This window comes from Mesorhizobium sp. WSM4845 (assembly GCF_055811455.1).
In genome coordinates this window covers 13,980-29,684 of the sequence record NZ_JBVVQA010000046.1, presented here as the reverse complement: position 1 = coordinate 29,684, position 15,705 = coordinate 13,980, and the positions used below count along the sequence as shown (strand labels likewise).

The window sequence follows — 15,705 nt, the reverse complement described above, 5'->3', positions numbered from 1 at the left end:
ACATTTTCACATCAAAGGAACCGGGTTACTTCGTTGTCGATGAGAATTTGAGAGCAGTGGCCGTCGACTCGACTCGTGAGTCCAATCGTCTCCTTGGGCCGGCTTGGCCACCAAGGTGGGCATCATCGGACAAATGAACTCCAGCCGGCCAGCACCGGAACTCACTCGTTTACGCACGGAATCGAGTCTAGGCCCGTCCCATCTGGTGGCTAGTGGAACGGATTATGATCGTTTACTAAATTAGCAATTCTGCACGAAACGGCTTATTGTCGGTCCCAGCCGGCGGACACGACCACACCCCGACGGTTAGGCCCGCCGGTCGGTTGCCTACCCCGCAGCGGCTGTCGGGCCGTCCCCATCACAGTTCGGACAATCAACGTGAGCCGAGATAGAACCAACAACCCCGCAACCGGGATCAAGGGCAAGCGCCACGGGCCGCCTAAGCTCGATGGATAAATGGCCCGTCTTTCCCATATAGAGCCATGACACCTCCTACTCGGGCGAGAGATACATCTCCGCCTCCTTAGCGGCAGCCACGAAAGCCTAGCGACGACATGAGGGTCAATCCGATCGCCCTCCATCGCTAACAGGCAAAGCGTCCACGCCTTGTGCCAGCGAGGTCCTCTCCGGATCCACCTCTTGAGCTGCTCAAGGGCTGCCCTCGCATTGTTGCAGCCATGCCTGCCGTCGTCCGATCAATCTTCACGAACACCCGAGGGACAAACCAAAGGGTTGTCATGAAGGGTAACTAGAGTGGGTCGGAATATTTGGTAGAAATTTCTGAGCGGGCCGCGATCGGGTAGGGCTGCGCGGGCACAGGTATCCAGGAGACCTAACCAAAGTGGCGTAATACCTCCTCCTCCTCGGCAGCAGCCAGGAATGCCTTACGGGCCTCCTCAGCTTCCATCTTGTCGGCAATCACGGCAATGCAAACACGCAGCGCGAGGTTCCACTTGGGGCCACGCTTAGTGCAGTTCAGGAGTTCCTCAACTGCTGCCTCAGCAGTGTCGACGCTGCGCGTCTGATCGGGAGGCTCAGTTCTCACGCTGACCGAGGGGCTGAAAAAATGCGGCACGTTGCTGGGAACTAGGGCAGCCGCGGTCTCCTCAGCCCATTCTTGCTCTCGCCGCTCAAGCTCCTCCTGAAGCTCCACCGCTAAAGCAGCAAGCTTCGGCGGCAAAGGTCGGTCGTCCAACAGGCTTAGCTGCTTGCGCAACTTCCGACGATTATCTTCCGAACTGATCAATTCTCGGAGGAACGATTATCCCTATCTCGGGTGGCCATAACGGTTCGCCTTAAGCTTTTTACGCAACTCATTTGGTTGCTGAAGGTTCCCGGAGGCGGCCGGATGAGTTGTCACAGCGTTATTCGTTAAGGTCGAAGGCTACTGCGCGTCCAAACGCCGGAGCGGTCGCCACGATAACGTCGACCAGGGCCGTGTTACTGATTTCGAGGTCAGGGCCATCTTGGCGAACCGCAGCTATAACGGCCTTGACGGAGACTGCGCCACCGTGCGGGACCTTCTGGATGGCCTCGTGCACAAGCTCCACGGCTATGCGCTCGCAGTCCGTCTCGATGTCCACCTGAGGCCTCCCTGGACATAAACCCAAGCACCCATTTGTTGGCACGCCGCTTGTAAAAATCAACAACCAATTTTGTACAATGGGACCGCGAACAACTGTGGCGAGGACAACCGGCTCGCGCTAGATTGAACGGCTACTACCCGCCCTTATCGGATGCCACCGACAGGCCGAGGGCAGTAGCTGCTTCTATAGGCGCAGCGTGCCGAATATGGTCGATGTCGCCTTGATCGAAATGCTGTCCCCACGGTCAGCCCTGTTGAGGATTGCGATTATTGCGTGCTCTTCAATTGGACCAATCCCTTTGCACACTCATCCAACTCTCCGAACAGCTCTTGTGGCATTTCTGCACAAGAGATGCCGAAGGGACGAACTTCCCCTCCAACCAACTGTTTCATCCGGAAACAAAAAAACCCGCCGCACAGGAGAGCGACGGGTCGACCAAGCGACCACCGAGCGCGGGGTGGGTCGGGATTTGCCCGGTGCGCGGATCGTGAAAAAATCATACGCGGCCGGGTGCGTCGCGTCTACCAACCGGCAGTTGGCAGTTTTCGGCACGGCGGACTTAATGTGGCGCTTTGCCCCTATAGGGTTTCGCGGTCGCCCATACCTTCCGGGAATTGAGCGCTTGAGAGCGAGCAACGTGCTTTCGCCTAATCCGCCTCTGGGCACCATCACCTTGCTGAGGTGTTGATGCAGCTGAAAAACGAGCAAAATTAAATGCTTAGGCTACCCGAGTGCTACACACAGGTGTTACGCATGGTCCTGGCTATGAGCCGTCCAACAAAGCATCGCAAGACCGGCGTTTGCTGGTTCCGAAAGCGGGTTCCAGCCTACATTGCCGTGTTGACCGGCCGCTGAGAAGTCAACAAGACGCTGGGAACTAAGGATCCCGAAGAGGCAAAGCGGAAATACGCAGAGGTGCTTGCCGAGTTTGAACGCGAGTGGGCGCAGCTTCGGCTCGGAAATCGCTCGGTCAATGGAACCAGCTTGGGTCGTCCTGCTGCTGCCGGTGTAGATGCGCTCACACCGCGCCTCATCACGGACCGGGAGGCGCACCTTTTTGCCAAGGCCGTGCACGACGAATGGCTTGCAAAATTCTACGACAATCCGAGTGAACAGCTCCACTGGCACACCGAGCTGTACGAGGGCATGTGGAAAAAATATCCGTTGCCATCAACCGATCCAGTTGCTGGAGTGGAAGGCATCGCTGATCCCATCCCGGGGACAATGCCAATCGAGGAGAATGTCTTTTGGAAATCGATGAGGGATTGATGCATCGGCAGGGCTAAGGGTATCCTAGCCGACAACGGCTACAGTGACGATCCGTGGAGCATCCACAAAACTGCACTTGCAGTGAGGGCCGCTCTGCAGCGAGCTAGTCTAACGCTGCAAAGGCTTGAACGCAGGGAGTTTGAGCCAAGCGCGGAGCCCGGGTGGCTTCATGGTTCGGCAACTACTCAGCCAGCCGTCAGTCGCTCGCCGAAGACCGCGGCTTACGGCGAAATCAATCGCCCATGATGACAACCAGGCACCCGAGGACCACCGCCGCCAAACTGTCCGGGACTTAGCGAAACGCCTGTCCGCGACTTAGCGGAATCCCTGTCCGGCTTTTACGAAATACGCATGCCGGTCACCTTCCGCCCTTCCATCGCTTAGAGGGTGCGGCATTCACCCCGGATTCGGTGATTCTCGGTTCGCCGGGGTGGCTGGTCTCGCACGAGGGGGGCGAGCATGCCCGGTTACGCACGATCGTGGCGCCGGCCTTCAAAAACCGCAGGGTGAAGCTGCTCGCAGCAGGTCGAGGCGATCGCCGCGCAGTTGTTCGAGACGCTGGCGACCCAGCCCCAGCCCGCCGACCTGCGGCGCCACCTCTCCGGCCATGGTCATCAGCGCGCTGATGAGCGAAGGCGCAAGCACGCTGAGCGAAGCCGAGCGGGAACAACTACCGGGATTCCCGGCGGACCGTGACGACCTGGCCCGACTTTACACCTTTGAGCCCGGCGACCTCGATCTGATCCGGCGTTGCCGAGAGGACCGCAATCGCCTCGGCCGGCACTCCTCCGACTTGAACGTGACAGTCGATGCGTCGGATTGTCCCATCGCAAATTTTGACATCCCAGCGTCCCTCGCGAGCGCTCGCAATTCGGCTGGAGGTGCCAGACAGAAAGTTCGAAAAGCTTCCAAGAACCCCAGTTAAGCTTCTTTTCTTATTATCTCTAGAACACTTAGCAGACATGAGAAACTTCCAAGTTTTGCACGTAGGCGGATGATCCACGTGGCACTCAGCCTGTAGATTATCCGCACTCTATCTAACGAGTGGGACCCTGGGCTCAAAACTCCCGGTCGGTGTATACCCAAGGGCCTGCTTCCTCGATCCGAAGCGCCGCATTGGCGACGGTCTCGTCGTCGGCATCGGGATAGTTCTCGCGAATCCATTCCTCCGCATCGATGTTCCAAGCCTCCACGAGATCGCCGGCATAGTGCTGGTGGTCCAGCGCTAGCCCGAGGTTCTCTTGGCTGCGGAAATCAGCGACGATTCCGTTTGCTAATGGAATGTCCATATCAGGCCTCTTGGTGAGTCGGGATCAATGATCCTACGGGCGGGAGTGCCAACCAAGCAAGCAAATCTCAATCGAGTCATGAATATGTGTTCTCGCGTGTGTAGTTTCAGAAAGGGAGCGGCAGGACTTGAACCCAGTGCATTGCCGCAGCAGCTGCACCTTGAAGTAGCTCATACAGCTGGCCAGCGTATGCAATAACGACAGCACCGACCGCACCCGGTATCAGACCTTGAATCCCAGCATCGACGGTTGCGTTAACACGGTCCACTAACCAGCCTCCAATGGTCCCTGCTACGCGCCGGAGCACGGTGCTGCTTGCGTGAACAGCTTCAATTGCAGGCTCAGGTGCCTGAGCTTGATGGCGAAGTTCCCCGATAGCGCGCTGAATTTCATCCAAGTCGCCTCTGGTAACAGGAAGGTCATCGATCGGACTTGGCGGATTGTTGTGGCCGATCATCCCCCGATCGCGTTGGCCGGCTCTGATCAGGTCTTCAAGTCTATCTAGGCGCTGAAGCATTTCCTGTCGAAGTTGTTCGACCGTCAGCGCGTCATCGTCCTCTACATCTTCAGGTGGGATGATGTCCGGCAGGGGATCGTTGATGCTATAGATTCCGTCGTCCTCTTCGTATGGCGCGTCATTCCCGATGTCGGTCGGAGCCCAGTCATACAAGCCGTCCTTTTCAATTTCCTCTACGGCTTTCTGCATCGTGTCGAAGTCGACAACCTCGGAAAACGTGTCCTGAATCTCTTCATCCGGGTTGTAAGGGCCACCCCAAATCCATTGGTAACCGCCCTCTGCACTTTCGTAGGGAGTCTTCTCGGCCGGATCTTCGAAGTGCTCCTGAACCACGTAACCATAAGCTCGACCTTGGCAGCCCGAGAGAGCCTACGAAATCTAGACTTCGTGAACTCTTCCTCGCCGATTGAAATGAACGGTTTACTTGACATGCCTCTCCTCGCCCTTGGCCTATATGCCAGTTTCTAGCCGCAAATGAAAAGCCGCCGGGGTGGAGACGGCTCACAGCCAGCCAGTTTCGGATAATTCAGTATCACTATCATCTTTCCGATCTTGATCGCCGAAACCCGCTCCCGACCAGCGGGAGAAGCATCGGCGGTCACACGCCACCGATCCGCGGAGCGCGTTCCGGGAGATCGGATGTAGGGCCAAGCTGGGGAAGGATTCGAACGGCACTTCTGGAGACCGTTGTGGCGGCATCGACGCTGTGCCATTTGCAGCGGGCCAATTCTCGCCCTATGGCTCCGTTTACCTCTGGCTGCAATCACGATCACCGCGACGGCGAAGCCGAGCGGCCGCAGCTGGCTGGCATCCTCTTGTGTTTTGATGGTGGAAAATCCGGCGCCAGACCGGGAAAGCCACCGCGGAAAGAGCGGGGTTGGCTTGCTCCTGGCGGATGCCGGCAGGGGTGTTCTGCCCAATAGCGATGCGCAGATGGCCGAAATTCATGAGCGGCGTCCTAGGTCTCAATCGCTGCGCAGAATGCGTGCTTCGAGCGCGGCTGCCACGAAAGCTCGTCGAGCGGCTGGTGGATGGGTCTTACCGCGTAACACCTGCAGACAGGTGTCCATCGCTATTCTGCGTTTATTGGTCTCATGGTGCAGATCCCGGAGCAAGATAGCGGCTGCGTCGTTGACGTCCAACACGATTCGCTCCGAGCTCCGGCGGCTAACCTGAACAATGACTGGCCTCTCAAATCTGATCAAGCCGGTCATCTCTCCCCTCCTCCACAGCCACTATGAGGCAAACAGCCCCGGGTCGCATTTATTTACTCAGCCGAACCCGACCACTGCATCTGCATCGCCGAACCTGGCCATTGGCGACCAAGCGATCGCCATGAGCTGCGTCTGGCCATGGTCAGGGTTGCGTGCGATCTGCGGTTTTGTAGTCGGCGGTGAGGAACTGCTTCTCATTCGCGTGGTCTAGCTGAAACCTGGACATACTGCACTCTTTGACGCGCCTCGCGCCAGTCTCAAACACGTCGTCGAAGTCTACACCTGCACTTTTCCACTGCCCGATCTGCAGGCGGCGATCCACTGCATCGCGGAGGTTGGATCTTCCAATATGGCGACCCGCTTCGCAAAGCCGAAAAAGGCATTGCGCGCCGTGCTTACCGGCTTGCGCCCATCGTATGCATCGTAGCATGCCCTGAGGGCGGCTTCGTGGATCAGGTCTCTGCGATCTTCCGGCCATTCATTGAGAAAATCGATTGCATCCGCAAGGCCGGCAATCTCTTGGATGATGTGCGTAGCGCGCTTCACGAAAACGGGGCTGCTGAAAGCCTCAGCGTTCATTCGTTCCTCCAACCTTCCAAATAGCCGATTTGCGGGAAGAGGCGCCGCACCGACGCGGCGACCATGGCACAGTGTGTTGTCAGGGCGATGACGGTTCAAGAAGAAGATCCGCGGCTGCGGCCGGGTGTGTAGCGATCCGCCAGCAGATCGTGCAATGGCTTGGTTGCTATCAAACGCGGTTGTCACTATTAAGCTATGAATTGATTTTGCACCGCCTAATCTAAGCCCGCAGGAGCGTTTTCATGACCGAAGAATCTGAGACGAAAGCTGACAACCTCATCGAACTCCGCCCATGTCGTCTCAGCCTATGTTTCGAATAATCCGGTTCCCGTCGGTGAACTGCCTGGGCTTATCGGCCAGATCACATCGCATTGAAAGGCACTACTGGTGGTACCGCACCAGAAAAGTCGGAAGCTCTCCAGCCTGCCGTACCGATCAGAAAATCGGTTACACCCGATTACATTGTCAGCCTTGACGACGGCAAGAAGTTCAAGTCGCTCAAGCGTCACCTGGCTACCCACTATGGCCTTACGCCCGACGAATATCGCGCGAAATGGGGGCTGCCGGCGGACTATCCCATGGTGGCGCCGAACTACGGTGCGGCGCGCTCGGCATTGGCCAAGACCATGGGTCTGGGCCGCAAGCCGAAGGAAACCGGGAGCGCCGGCACCTGCCAAGCGTGCCCGCAAGAAAGCCGCAGCCTGACCGCACTTTGTCAGGATTGATCAAGCAGATCCGGCATCATTTCGCACTTGCGATATAAAATTTGTGCATTGCAATATCCGCAGCTATCGGTATGATCATGTTGTCGGCCATCTACTCCTCCCAGATGTGGTGCCGACGCTGAATGGGGCGCACCTCCTCCCGCGTCTCATTCGAAATAGAGCCCGCTGCCACCTCCTCCCGGCAGCGGGCTTTTTCTTTGTCTGAGGCGCGATTTCGGTCCCAGGACCATCGCATTTAAGCGAGGCGAATTCCCCGAACTTCCAGGCCTTTCTTGCCCTGCCCGCATTGAACAAACACCTTCTGACCCTCCATCAGCATGCCGAGTCCTGAGCGGGTCAGCGCGGGGCATGAACGAAGATGTCGCTCTCACCGTTTTCAGGAGCAATCAAGCCGAAGCCCTTTTGGGGGATTGTACCACTTAACGGTGCCCTCGCTCTCCAACTGGGCACCCGTCCCGGCGGTGGACTTTCCAGCGCAACTCTCGCGGTTTGATCGCCGACCTACAGCACTCCCGAGACCTGGTGACCTCTTGGGGCTTTCTTCCGTTGTGACCTTGAGACGTGTTTTCCTCGGAAACGCCGCGGCTCCCGCCGCCTCAAGTACCCGGATGTGCAGATAGGCCTCGATGCCCTCCGGCAATTTGACAAAGCCAAAACCCTTGCTGGTGTTGAACCACATCACTTCGGCGTCGACAAGGTCCGCGGTTACGTTCGACGAACGCTGAAAGTAGATGGCTCGGAAGACTGTTCCGCAAAGAAAACGTGTCATCGTCATGGCGATGCCGGCGTGGCTGACGATGGTCTTTGTATTTGCCCATGATCGTCTCGACTTGCTTGAACAACGCATTGCGCTCTCGGCAGGATAACCTCAATCGGGCGATGCGTTCATGTCAATTCACCAGTTGGCCGCTTACCCGCTCTATCGCATTACTATTCCGGCCGACCTGTTGCCACACGAGGTCGACGATGGCGGGTGAGCAATATGTGCGACATGTCGAGCTGGCGATCGGTACGCTTCCCATATCGCACGGCAGAGGGTTCGCACTGGAGGGCGACACCACAATCAACCTTTTCGATCGTGACATGCCGCGGGCTGCCGTCTCACGCGGATGCGCATACAAAATTTCGATTTACGCGCACTTTCCCCGCACGGCCTGCAGGAGGGGAGACGGGCAGCTTGTCGTTGAGTCGCCCGGCTAGATCAACCTTGCCTGCTCAGCCTCGTGGCGTAAATTCTGCCGCGGCCTTGGCCCGATCTGCTGGATCACCAGCCCGGCCGCCAGCGAGCCGAGATCGCCGCAATGCTTCAGGCTGCGCCGCCCTTGCGTGTAGCCGTAGAGGAAGCCGGCGGCATAGAGGTCGCCGGCGCCGGTGGTGTCGACCAGCTCCCGGATTTTGGTCGCGTCGACGGTGACGGTCTCGTCGCCGCGCACGATGACCGAGCCCATTTCCGAGCGGGTGACGGCAGCGATCTTGCAGTCCTTGCGGATCTGGGCCAGCGCCGCAGCGGACGCCTTGTCGGCCTCGACATCTTCCGGCCCGAGCTCGATGCAGGCGCCGAGATAGGTGTTCATCGAGCGCTCGCCGTCTGGGGTAACGAAGATCATCGAGCGCGCCGTCGGCGGCTCGCCCTTGAGCGGCCTGGTGTCGAAGGCAACCCACTGCGCATGGATTTCGTGGGCGTAGATTTCGCCGAGCGTGTCGTTCGAGACCTTGCCGAAGAAGGCGGCGCGGCCGCCGAAGCTGGCGACGCCGGCCGCCGTGTTGCCGGCGCTGCCGCCGGAGGCTTCGATGGCCGGGCCCATGCGGCTGTAGAGCAGCTCGGCGCGCCTCGTATCGATCAAATTCATCGCGCCCTTGATGATGCCGCTCCAGAAATGCCGTCGCACTGGGCGATGATGTCGACAATGGCATTACCGATACAAAGCACGTCATAGTTCGGCATCAATGATGTCTCCGCGAACTACCCCACCGGCTTTTTGCTATGCCGGCCGGGCGCCGGTCTAGCGAGTTGCCGCATGCGCTTGATCCAGCGGCCCTCACGCAGCTGCCGGTCCTGCTTCACGCAGCAAGTCGTCGGCTCTGTCCGTCTTCTCCCAGGTGAACTCAGGCTCTTCACGGCCGAAGTGTCCGTATGTCGCCGTATTGCGGTATATCGGACGTAAGAGATCAAGCATCTTGATGATGCCTTTCGGTCGGAGATCGAAAAGCTCAAGAATAAGGCGCTCGATCCTTTTTTCCTCGACCCTTGCAGTTCCGAAAGTATTGACGAGGATAGACACCGGCGCGGCCACGCCGATCGCGTAAGCAAGCTGAACCTCGCAGACCTCTGCAAGGCCGCTGGCAACGACATTCTTTGCGACGTAACGCGCCGCATAGGCGGCGGAGCGGTCAACCTTGGATGGGTCCTTGCCCGAAAAGGCGCCGCCGCCGTGACGCCCCATTCCGCCGTAGGTATCGACGATGATCTTGCGCCCGGTAAGCCCGCAGTCGCCGTGCGGCCCACCAATCACGAACCGGCCGGTTGGATTGACCAGGAATCTGATCCCCGTCGTATCCAAGTCGGGCGGCAGGACCGGTTTTATGATCTCCTCAATGACGCCTTCGCGGACCGTGGCTTGTGAGACCGCCTCGTCATGCTGCGTCAACAGGACTATGGTATCCAGCGCCACCGGGCGGAAACCCTCGTAGCGTACGGACACTTGAGATTTCACGTCTGGACGCAGCCAGCCAAGCTGTCCCGTTTTCCGGATCTCTGCCTGTCTTTCGTCAAACGATGGGCGAGTTGGATCGGCAAGGACATCAATGTATCCGTCTCGTTGCAAGCGAATCCAAACATGAGGCCCTGATCCCCCGCGCCCTGCTCGAGATCCTGCCCTCGTCCTTCGTCAACGCCCTGGCTTATGTCGGGCGACTGCTCGGTGACAGCCAGAACGACGGCGCAACGTCGACCATCAAAGCCGATGGCATCATCGTCGTACCCAATATCGAGTATCGTGTCGCGGGCAACTTGGCTGTAATCAATCTCCGCGTGGCTGGTGATCTCGCCAGCCAGAACGACCATCCCTGTCTTCACCAACGTTTCACAGGCGACGCGCGCCTTCGGATCGGTACGGAGGACCGCATCGAGGATTGCATCGGAGATGTTATCTGCCATCTTATCCGGGTGTCCCGCGCCAACGGATTCGGAAGAGAACACGAACTGCATGGTCATGGAATGCCCTCGCTTCAAGTGTTGGAGTTAGGTGGGGAGTTTCCAGACTGGGGTGGCTTACCGGTCGAGGATGCCTGGGACGTCGAACGCAGTGCAGAAGTCGGCAACGTCTCTTCGTACGCTCGCATGAACTTCCTGATCGTCGGGCTGGCGGCAGACGGAGTCGATGAAAGCGGCGATCTGCACCATTCCCCCTCACGCATGCCCATGGACGTCACTGCCGGCGACCCCAAGCGGATTCCGCTTGTGACTGCCGGGTCGCGCGGGTCGCCCGGCACCATATTAAAGTTCGTAATGATGCCTGCCCTTGCCAGGCGCTCGGCATAGGCTTTGCCTGAGAGCGGCCGGTCCGGAGATCAAGGATCAGCATGTGATTGTCAGTCCCGCCGCTGACCAGGTCATAACCACGATCCAGAAGCGCCTCGGCCAGAGTCTTGGCATTCCTGACGATCCGGTGACCGTAGGTACGGAAAAAGGGGGTCGCGGCTTCCTGCAAAGCAACAGCTAGCACGGCACGGCCCACCTTGCAGTTGAGGAAACACCGCGCGATCAATCCGTCTGGCGAGATTGTATTTACTCGTGGGATGATAGAGCGCCTGATAGCGATCTTCATTCTTCGACAAAATAAAGCCTCCACGGGGCCCGCGGATCGACTCGTGAGACGTGCTGGTGACGACGTCGCAATGGGCCACGGGATTCGGATGCGCTCCAGCGACAATCAGGCCGCAGTGTGCGCAATGTCGGCCACGAGATAGGAGTTCGCCTCCAGAGCGATTTCTGCCATTGCAGCGTAGGGACGTGTTGGTAATCGCTGCCGGAGAAGTTGCCGGCCCAACCATGGGTCGGATGGCCGCCCTCGGGGAGAGGCAAGCCCATCACTTTGTCTCCCGGACTCAACAGTGCTCGATAGATGGCCTGATTGGCCGGCGAGCCGGAATAGGGCTGGACGTTGGCGTGTTCACTGCCAAACAGCGATTTCAAGCGCCCGATCGCGAGGGTCTCAAGCTCATCGACGATCTCGTTTCCCGCGTAGTCGCGCGCACCCGGGTACCCCTGGGCGTACTTGTTCGTGAAGATCGAGCCGGTCGCTTCCAGCACGGCTGAGGAGGCAAAGTTCTCAGATGCGATGAGTTTGAGCGTCGTCCGCTCCTGCCGTAGACCTAGTTCGTGGCAATCGACGTGGACCAAGGAAGACCATCCGTATGTGCCGGGCTCTGCGATGGCTGCGTCAGCGGAGTTCTTCATAGTAGTGTCGCGCTCCCATCTGGGCAGATCTTTTTACGATCAAGCAGCAGTCTCCTTCGACCACGCGTCTGTACCGCCTCGAGCCGCTCCAGGTCCCGCTTGTGATACCAATCGTCGCGGGGCAGGAGATCGACCAAGAATTGAACCAACCCTCCGTCCTTGCCCCCTGCATTGAGATGATATAAGGACCAAGGACGTTGTCCGTTGCCGCAAAGAAAGTCGGCTCTGGCTAGCATCCGGACGTGTCGCGCAACGTGCTCCCGACGAAAATCGAGAACCTCCGCTAGTTCGCAGACAGTCAGGTCGGCATGCGCGCAAAGGCCCAGGATCCGAAGGCGAACAAGATGTGCTGCTGTCATTAGGCGATCGATAAGTATTATCATTGGCCAGCACGCCGCCAAATAGAAGAACCGAACCCTCATCCTGCTGGCTTTGTCATTTCGCGCTCTTCGCAAATGCTGTTCGGCAGCGGAACATAAAACGCATTAGATTTCTGCCGTCACTGAACTCGAAAATTGTGGTGAGCGTACCATTGACGGCGATTTGCGATCGCAAAGATTCCATGAATTTCTTTGAAGGATCTGTTGCAACGCCTAAACAAGAACGCGACGAGATTGGCGAGGTGCTGGTAAGACGGCAAGCTGGCGAACTGCTGGGCCAAGAGGGAGGCGATCGGCGCCACCTTTCCCCAGGCGACAGTGCTAACGTGTCCATTATTAACTTGATTTCGTGTCACGGAAGGATCGTAAAGCCGTCGTGCCGACGCTCAGCGCCATCTGCCGGGGCGCGGACGCCAAGCCGGCATGAAGGCTCTGGAGGACTTCAGGCCCCGGGACTGGGCCGGCGACAACCGGCGATCACTCAGAGCTGGCAGCACGTCGTGCCTCTTCGCCTATCCGGGTGTGCGCAGCATCATCTACACGACGGATGCGGTCGAAATGTCCGCGGCGCGTCGGCGCCATTTCCAAATAGCGCTTAATCCTGGTCAGTCAGGTCACACCAGATCGATGTGGCTGACACGGAGGGCTTGTGCCAGTTCATAAAGCGTCACGATGGTGGGGTTCCTTTTGCCCTTCTCCAGCCCGCTGATGTACTGCTGGCTGAATCCGGAGATCTCGGCAAGCTGCTCCTGCGTCAAGCCGGTCTTCTCCCTGATCCTACGTGCATTTCGTCCGACCAGCTTGCGCATATCCATGCGCGGAGGTCAGCGGATCACGGGCCTTGAGTTTATCAACTATAATATGTAATCCGCATTGTCATCGATTTGCCCGAACCATCTGCCGCGAGGGCAGCAAATCCAGGGGATGCGATTTCGATGACGTTGGTCGCTCAAGCCAAGCACAGCACGAGCTATCGGTCACGCAAGCGACGCACACGTGCGAGAACCCCGCAAGGGCCGATTTCGAGCGCTTCGGCTACGTCGAGGAACTCAATGAAGTCCATGCGACGTTCACCCCCCTCATACTTGGCCACGAAAGACTGCGGGCAGCGAAGCGCTTCGGCAACCTTGGCCTGGGTTAAGCCCTTGTTCTTGCGCGCCGCTATCAGCTGTTCCAGCAGCCGGCGTTGGCGGGCGATCGAAGGATCTCGGCATCCGACGATGCATTAAGTCTATTCCGATCGCGGATCGAGCATCCTTGCCGGCTCAACCTCCAGCACCGTAGCGAGCTTCTCGACCATGTCGATGGTAGCAGCATATACACTGCGCTCAAGAGCGCTGATGTAGGTTCGATCAACACCAGCTTCATGTGCCAGCGCCTCCTGCGAGAGCTTCTTTTTCTCGCGAAGCCTACGCAGATTGCGGGCAAAGACCTCTCGGATTCCCATACGCGAGAGGCCACCCTCTTGTTGAGGATTTCACCACGGAGTATACTCTACAAACTAGGAGCAACTGGCACGAGCATCGACTTTGCCCGAACTACCTGCTGTTAGAGTGCGATCTGACGATGACTATCGCTCAAGGTCACCGCTGTAGGTCACGCAAGCTGCGCCAGGGAGCGAAGCCGAATGGTCTAGACCCATGTCGAAGAAAGCGGGCTCAGTTCACTGGCGCGCCATCAAAATCGATTTCGGCAATCCGGGATGGGCCGGATCGCCTTTGTTACTGCGGCGGCCGAATCAACTCACAAGGATCAACGTCAAGCGCTTTTGCGAGCCGGCCAAGCACACTGACGCTTGCGGAAACCCGAGCACGCTCGATCGAACCAACATAGCGCATGCTGAGCTCTGTGCGGGCAGCCAATTCTTCCTGCGTCAGGTCCTGATCATGGCGCAAACGACGCATGTTGATCGCCATGACCTCCTTGAGGTCCATGGCAAGATAGGGACCAGAACCGGAACTATCGTTCTAGGAACGATCGTTCCTATTCGATATGATTAGCCCAACGAGGAGATGTCTTGTCCTATCCGATGACGACAAACCCGAACCGCAGGAGGTCGCGATGAAACCCAAAGTTCAAGACGAAGTCCCGTGGTCGGACCGTCTGACCGCTTACGACAACGAGCACTTCACGATCTATATGAGGCTCCTGGACGCGTCCGCCGACGATGCCAGCGAAGACGAGATGGCGCAGCTCGTCCTCGGCATCGATCCGATGCGAGAACCTGAGCGCGCCCGAATGGCGGTTCGCAGCCATCTCGATCGAGCAAACTGGATGGTTACGACTGGATACAAAGAACTGTTCGCGCGCTGACCGGCCCCAGGTGAGCTATTCCAATTACTTTCAGGCGAGGAAATCCAGATAGCCACGATCCATGAGCATGTGACCGCGCCGGACAGCACGGGGAATGCGATCGCGAAGGTGGTTGCGCGGATCCGTCCAGTCGACCTGGACGCGTTGCCGGCCCAACAGGGCCCTTGCGATTTGACGGTGCGATGCACCGCCTAGCGAGCCGTCAAGCGCCTGGATGACAAAGCGCAGACGGCTGGCGCGGGCCTCGGGCGGAAACAGCCTGTCGGGAAGTTGTCCGGTCGCGTGAAGAGCATTGAGGCATTCGAACGCATTCAACTGCTGTTCATCCGATCGGCGGGCCAGATCGCGTCGACGGAAAGCCGAACGGGGCGCAAAACGTCCGCGCCCTGCACAACCAGTTGTAAATCCGGTGAGCATTTCGCAGCATGATATGCCGGCGACCGTCCGCCGTGATCAGAGTGCCGCCCGACATGGCAAGGCAACGAGATCAAACGAAAGCGTTTCGGGCGACAATGCCTTTTCCGCAATGACCGGCAGAACATGAGGGCATTGGCGGAAGCACCAGAACACAGCCGCATCATGCCTCAACGAGCTTGCGAACAGGAGCCCCCACCGCGTCAGATCGAGCGACGATCTCACCACTTCTACGTCGAAGCGCACTTTTGCAAATTATGCCTGCTCAAGCGATTTTCTCAAGTCACGCTCGAAGGCCGGATTGCGCCGCAGAAACTCCCAGGCCCAGCCGCGTTGCGTCAGGTGCCGCGTATAACGATAGGATTTCTCATCCTGCCAGTCCGGCCCGTCGGCGTCATTGCCTATCATAACCATGTCAGGCGCCCGTGCAGAGTACCGGCGCCCACAGCACGGGACCGCCAAGATCGCCATTGTGGCGTACCGCAGTAAGGCTCTCCTCTGAGACATCCAAAAAGCCGGCAACGGCGCGCGTGGTGCCGATTGTCTGGGGCTTACCCATCCGGACCAGCGGCCATCCGGCGCGACGCAGGATTCGCTCCATGCGCAAATCCGTAACCGTGACGATATGGGTGAGTTGCCCTGACAAACCGAACTCGATCATGCCCGCGAGAAGTTCATAGGTGGCAACGGCTATACCTCCCACTGCCCTTCGGTGCAGACGGTGGAAGATCAATGCGAAACGGCTGGTTTCCCAGACACTCGGTTCTCTGGGGTGCCGCTCTCTTCCCAACAGCCTCGAAAAGACATCTCGCAGCATCGTCGGCCCCCCCTCGAGGGCAGAAGGCGTACGCCGCCCCCGACGCGACCGGCGGAATCGCGCAACACGAGATAGGGCGGTTTCAGGGAAATCGAATGAATCGATCTCGAAGCCGCCGGTCGTGCCCACGTTCCAGTCCAGCC

Annotated in this window: 16 protein-coding genes and 6 pseudogenes; 5 read left to right on the top strand and 17 right to left on the bottom strand. The window is 58.5% G+C overall.

The genetic code is table 11. From position 1 onward, the window contains the following. Positions 1 to 832 precede the first annotated feature (832 nt). The gene (locus AC0L2C_RS31835; protein ID WP_473525306.1) at positions 833 to 1,246 is read right to left on the bottom strand and encodes a DUF982 domain-containing protein; all 414 of its coding nucleotides are present in this window, start codon (positions 1,244 to 1,246) and stop codon (positions 833 to 835) included. A gap of 118 nt (positions 1,247 to 1,364) precedes the next feature. Then, entirely contained in the window at positions 1,365 to 1,583 is a 219-nt protein-coding gene (locus tag AC0L2C_RS31830) for a hypothetical protein (protein WP_473479244.1), read from the bottom strand. Between the two features lie 870 nt (positions 1,584 to 2,453). Here AC0L2C_RS31830 and AC0L2C_RS31825 point away from each other — a divergent pair. From AC0L2C_RS31825 to AC0L2C_RS31815, 3 genes and pseudogenes are all read left to right on the top strand, one after another. Continuing rightward, positions 2,454 to 2,855 (top strand): annotated as a pseudogene (locus AC0L2C_RS31825) (DUF6538 domain-containing protein); the annotation flags it as partial. A gap of 389 nt (positions 2,856 to 3,244) precedes the next feature. Next, positions 3,245 to 3,458, top strand: a pseudogene (locus AC0L2C_RS31820) (cytochrome P450); the annotation flags it as partial. 4 nt (positions 3,459 to 3,462) lie between these two features. Beyond that, a complete protein-coding gene (locus tag AC0L2C_RS31815; RefSeq protein ID WP_473525305.1) occupies positions 3,463 to 3,780 on the top strand; it encodes a DUF4158 domain-containing protein in 318 nt (105 codons plus the stop codon). A gap of 133 nt (positions 3,781 to 3,913) precedes the next feature. Here the strand turns inward: AC0L2C_RS31815 and AC0L2C_RS31810 are convergent, their stop codons facing one another. The 4 genes from AC0L2C_RS31810 to AC0L2C_RS31795 all read right to left on the bottom strand — a co-directional run bounded on the left by AC0L2C_RS31810 (position 3,914) and on the right by AC0L2C_RS31795 (position 6,454). Beyond that, complete coding sequence (locus tag AC0L2C_RS31810; protein ID WP_473479240.1) at positions 3,914 to 4,144, bottom strand: hypothetical protein; 231 nt, start codon at positions 4,142 to 4,144, stop codon at positions 3,914 to 3,916. Between the two features lie 106 nt (positions 4,145 to 4,250). Further along, a complete protein-coding gene (locus AC0L2C_RS31805; protein ID WP_473525304.1) occupies positions 4,251 to 4,994 on the bottom strand; it encodes a hypothetical protein in 744 nt (247 codons plus the stop codon). Positions 4,995 to 5,626: 632 nt separating this feature from the next. Beyond that, positions 5,627 to 5,875: a DUF982 domain-containing protein gene (locus AC0L2C_RS31800; RefSeq protein ID WP_473479235.1), complete on the bottom strand. Its 249-nt coding sequence runs from the start codon at positions 5,873 to 5,875 to the stop codon at positions 5,627 to 5,629. A 276-nt stretch (positions 5,876 to 6,151) separates the two neighbouring features. Further along, entirely contained in the window at positions 6,152 to 6,454 is a 303-nt protein-coding gene (locus AC0L2C_RS31795) for a DUF982 domain-containing protein (RefSeq protein WP_473525303.1), read from the bottom strand. A 242-nt stretch (positions 6,455 to 6,696) separates the two neighbouring features. On the opposite strand from AC0L2C_RS31795, the pseudogene AC0L2C_RS31790 reads away from it, so the two are divergent. Then, positions 6,697 to 7,159, top strand: a pseudogene (locus AC0L2C_RS31790) (Ros/MucR family transcriptional regulator). Positions 7,160 to 7,555: 396 nt separating this feature from the next. On the opposite strand, the gene AC0L2C_RS31785 reads toward AC0L2C_RS31790, so the two are convergent. From AC0L2C_RS31785 to AC0L2C_RS31750, 8 genes and pseudogenes are all read right to left on the bottom strand, one after another. Further along, positions 7,556 to 8,026 (bottom strand): S1 domain-containing protein, encoded by a 471-nt coding sequence (locus AC0L2C_RS31785; RefSeq protein WP_473525302.1) that lies wholly within the window; start codon positions 8,024 to 8,026, stop codon positions 7,556 to 7,558. A 349-nt stretch (positions 8,027 to 8,375) separates the two neighbouring features. Then, positions 8,376 to 9,124, bottom strand: a pseudogene (locus AC0L2C_RS31780) (adenosine kinase). Positions 9,125 to 9,218: 94 nt separating this feature from the next. After that, positions 9,219 to 10,393 (bottom strand): annotated as a pseudogene (gene metK / locus AC0L2C_RS31775) (methionine adenosyltransferase). 57 nt (positions 10,394 to 10,450) lie between these two features. Continuing rightward, positions 10,451 to 11,638: pseudogene (gene glyA, locus AC0L2C_RS31770) on the bottom strand (serine hydroxymethyltransferase). A 994-nt stretch (positions 11,639 to 12,632) separates the two neighbouring features. Beyond that, on the bottom strand, positions 12,633 to 12,833 hold the full coding sequence (locus AC0L2C_RS31765) for a helix-turn-helix domain-containing protein (RefSeq protein ID WP_473525301.1): 201 nt from the start codon (positions 12,831 to 12,833) through the stop codon (positions 12,633 to 12,635). 155 nt (positions 12,834 to 12,988) lie between these two features. Next, positions 12,989 to 13,183, bottom strand: coding sequence for a helix-turn-helix domain-containing protein (locus AC0L2C_RS31760; protein ID WP_473525319.1), 195 nt, complete (start codon positions 13,181 to 13,183; stop codon positions 12,989 to 12,991). 66 nt (positions 13,184 to 13,249) lie between these two features. Beyond that, entirely contained in the window at positions 13,250 to 13,465 is a 216-nt protein-coding gene (locus AC0L2C_RS31755) for a helix-turn-helix domain-containing protein (protein WP_473525300.1), read from the bottom strand. A gap of 274 nt (positions 13,466 to 13,739) precedes the next feature. Then, positions 13,740 to 13,952 (bottom strand): helix-turn-helix domain-containing protein, encoded by a 213-nt coding sequence (locus AC0L2C_RS31750; RefSeq protein WP_065012446.1) that lies wholly within the window; start codon positions 13,950 to 13,952, stop codon positions 13,740 to 13,742. Positions 13,953 to 14,079: 127 nt separating this feature from the next. Here AC0L2C_RS31750 and AC0L2C_RS31745 point away from each other — a divergent pair, with 127 nt between their 5' ends. Further along, positions 14,080 to 14,331: a DNA -binding domain-containing protein gene (locus AC0L2C_RS31745; protein ID WP_065012453.1), complete on the top strand. Its 252-nt coding sequence runs from the start codon at positions 14,080 to 14,082 to the stop codon at positions 14,329 to 14,331. 30 nt (positions 14,332 to 14,361) lie between these two features. On the opposite strand, the gene AC0L2C_RS31740 is transcribed toward AC0L2C_RS31745, so the two are convergent. The 3 genes from AC0L2C_RS31740 to AC0L2C_RS31730 form a co-directional block, all read right to left on the bottom strand. After that, positions 14,362 to 14,646: a DUF2285 domain-containing protein gene (locus AC0L2C_RS31740; protein WP_473525299.1), complete on the bottom strand. Its 285-nt coding sequence runs from the start codon at positions 14,644 to 14,646 to the stop codon at positions 14,362 to 14,364. 354 nt (positions 14,647 to 15,000) lie between these two features. Continuing rightward, the gene (locus AC0L2C_RS31735; protein ID WP_473525298.1) at positions 15,001 to 15,159 is read right to left on the bottom strand and encodes a transcriptional regulator domain-containing protein; all 159 of its coding nucleotides are present in this window, start codon (positions 15,157 to 15,159) and stop codon (positions 15,001 to 15,003) included. 1 nt (position 15,160) lies between these two features. After that, positions 15,161 to 15,691, bottom strand: a complete 531-nt coding sequence (locus tag AC0L2C_RS31730; protein ID WP_473525297.1) for an acyl-homoserine-lactone synthase — start codon at positions 15,689 to 15,691, stop codon at positions 15,161 to 15,163. Positions 15,692 to 15,705 lie beyond the last annotated feature (14 nt).

Excerpts from the sequence above, each read along its gene's own strand:
- AC0L2C_RS31815 (WP_473525305.1), top strand. The coding sequence starts at position 3,463 with ATGGTCATCAGCGCGCTGATGAGCGAAGGCGCAAGCACGCTGAGCGAA.
- AC0L2C_RS31810 (WP_473479240.1), bottom strand. The coding sequence starts at position 4,144 with ATGGACATTCCATTAGCAAACGGAATCGTCGCTGATTTCCGCAGCCAA.
- AC0L2C_RS31800 (WP_473479235.1), bottom strand. The coding sequence starts at position 5,875 with ATGACCGGCTTGATCAGATTTGAGAGGCCAGTCATTGTTCAGGTTAGC.
- AC0L2C_RS31795 (WP_473525303.1), bottom strand. The coding sequence starts at position 6,454 with ATGAACGCTGAGGCTTTCAGCAGCCCCGTTTTCGTGAAGCGCGCTACG.
- AC0L2C_RS31785 (WP_473525302.1), bottom strand. The coding sequence starts at position 8,026 with ATGCGTTGTTCAAGCAAGTCGAGACGATCATGGGCAAATACAAAGACC.
- AC0L2C_RS31765 (WP_473525301.1), bottom strand. The coding sequence starts at position 12,833 with ATGGATATGCGCAAGCTGGTCGGACGAAATGCACGTAGGATCAGGGAG.
- AC0L2C_RS31755 (WP_473525300.1), bottom strand. The coding sequence starts at position 13,465 with ATGGGAATCCGAGAGGTCTTTGCCCGCAATCTGCGTAGGCTTCGCGAG.
- AC0L2C_RS31750 (WP_065012446.1), bottom strand. The coding sequence starts at position 13,952 with ATGGACCTCAAGGAGGTCATGGCGATCAACATGCGTCGTTTGCGCCAT.
- AC0L2C_RS31745 (WP_065012453.1), top strand. The coding sequence starts at position 14,080 with ATGAAACCCAAAGTTCAAGACGAAGTCCCGTGGTCGGACCGTCTGACC.
- AC0L2C_RS31735 (WP_473525298.1), bottom strand. The coding sequence starts at position 15,159 with ATGGTTATGATAGGCAATGACGCCGACGGGCCGGACTGGCAGGATGAG.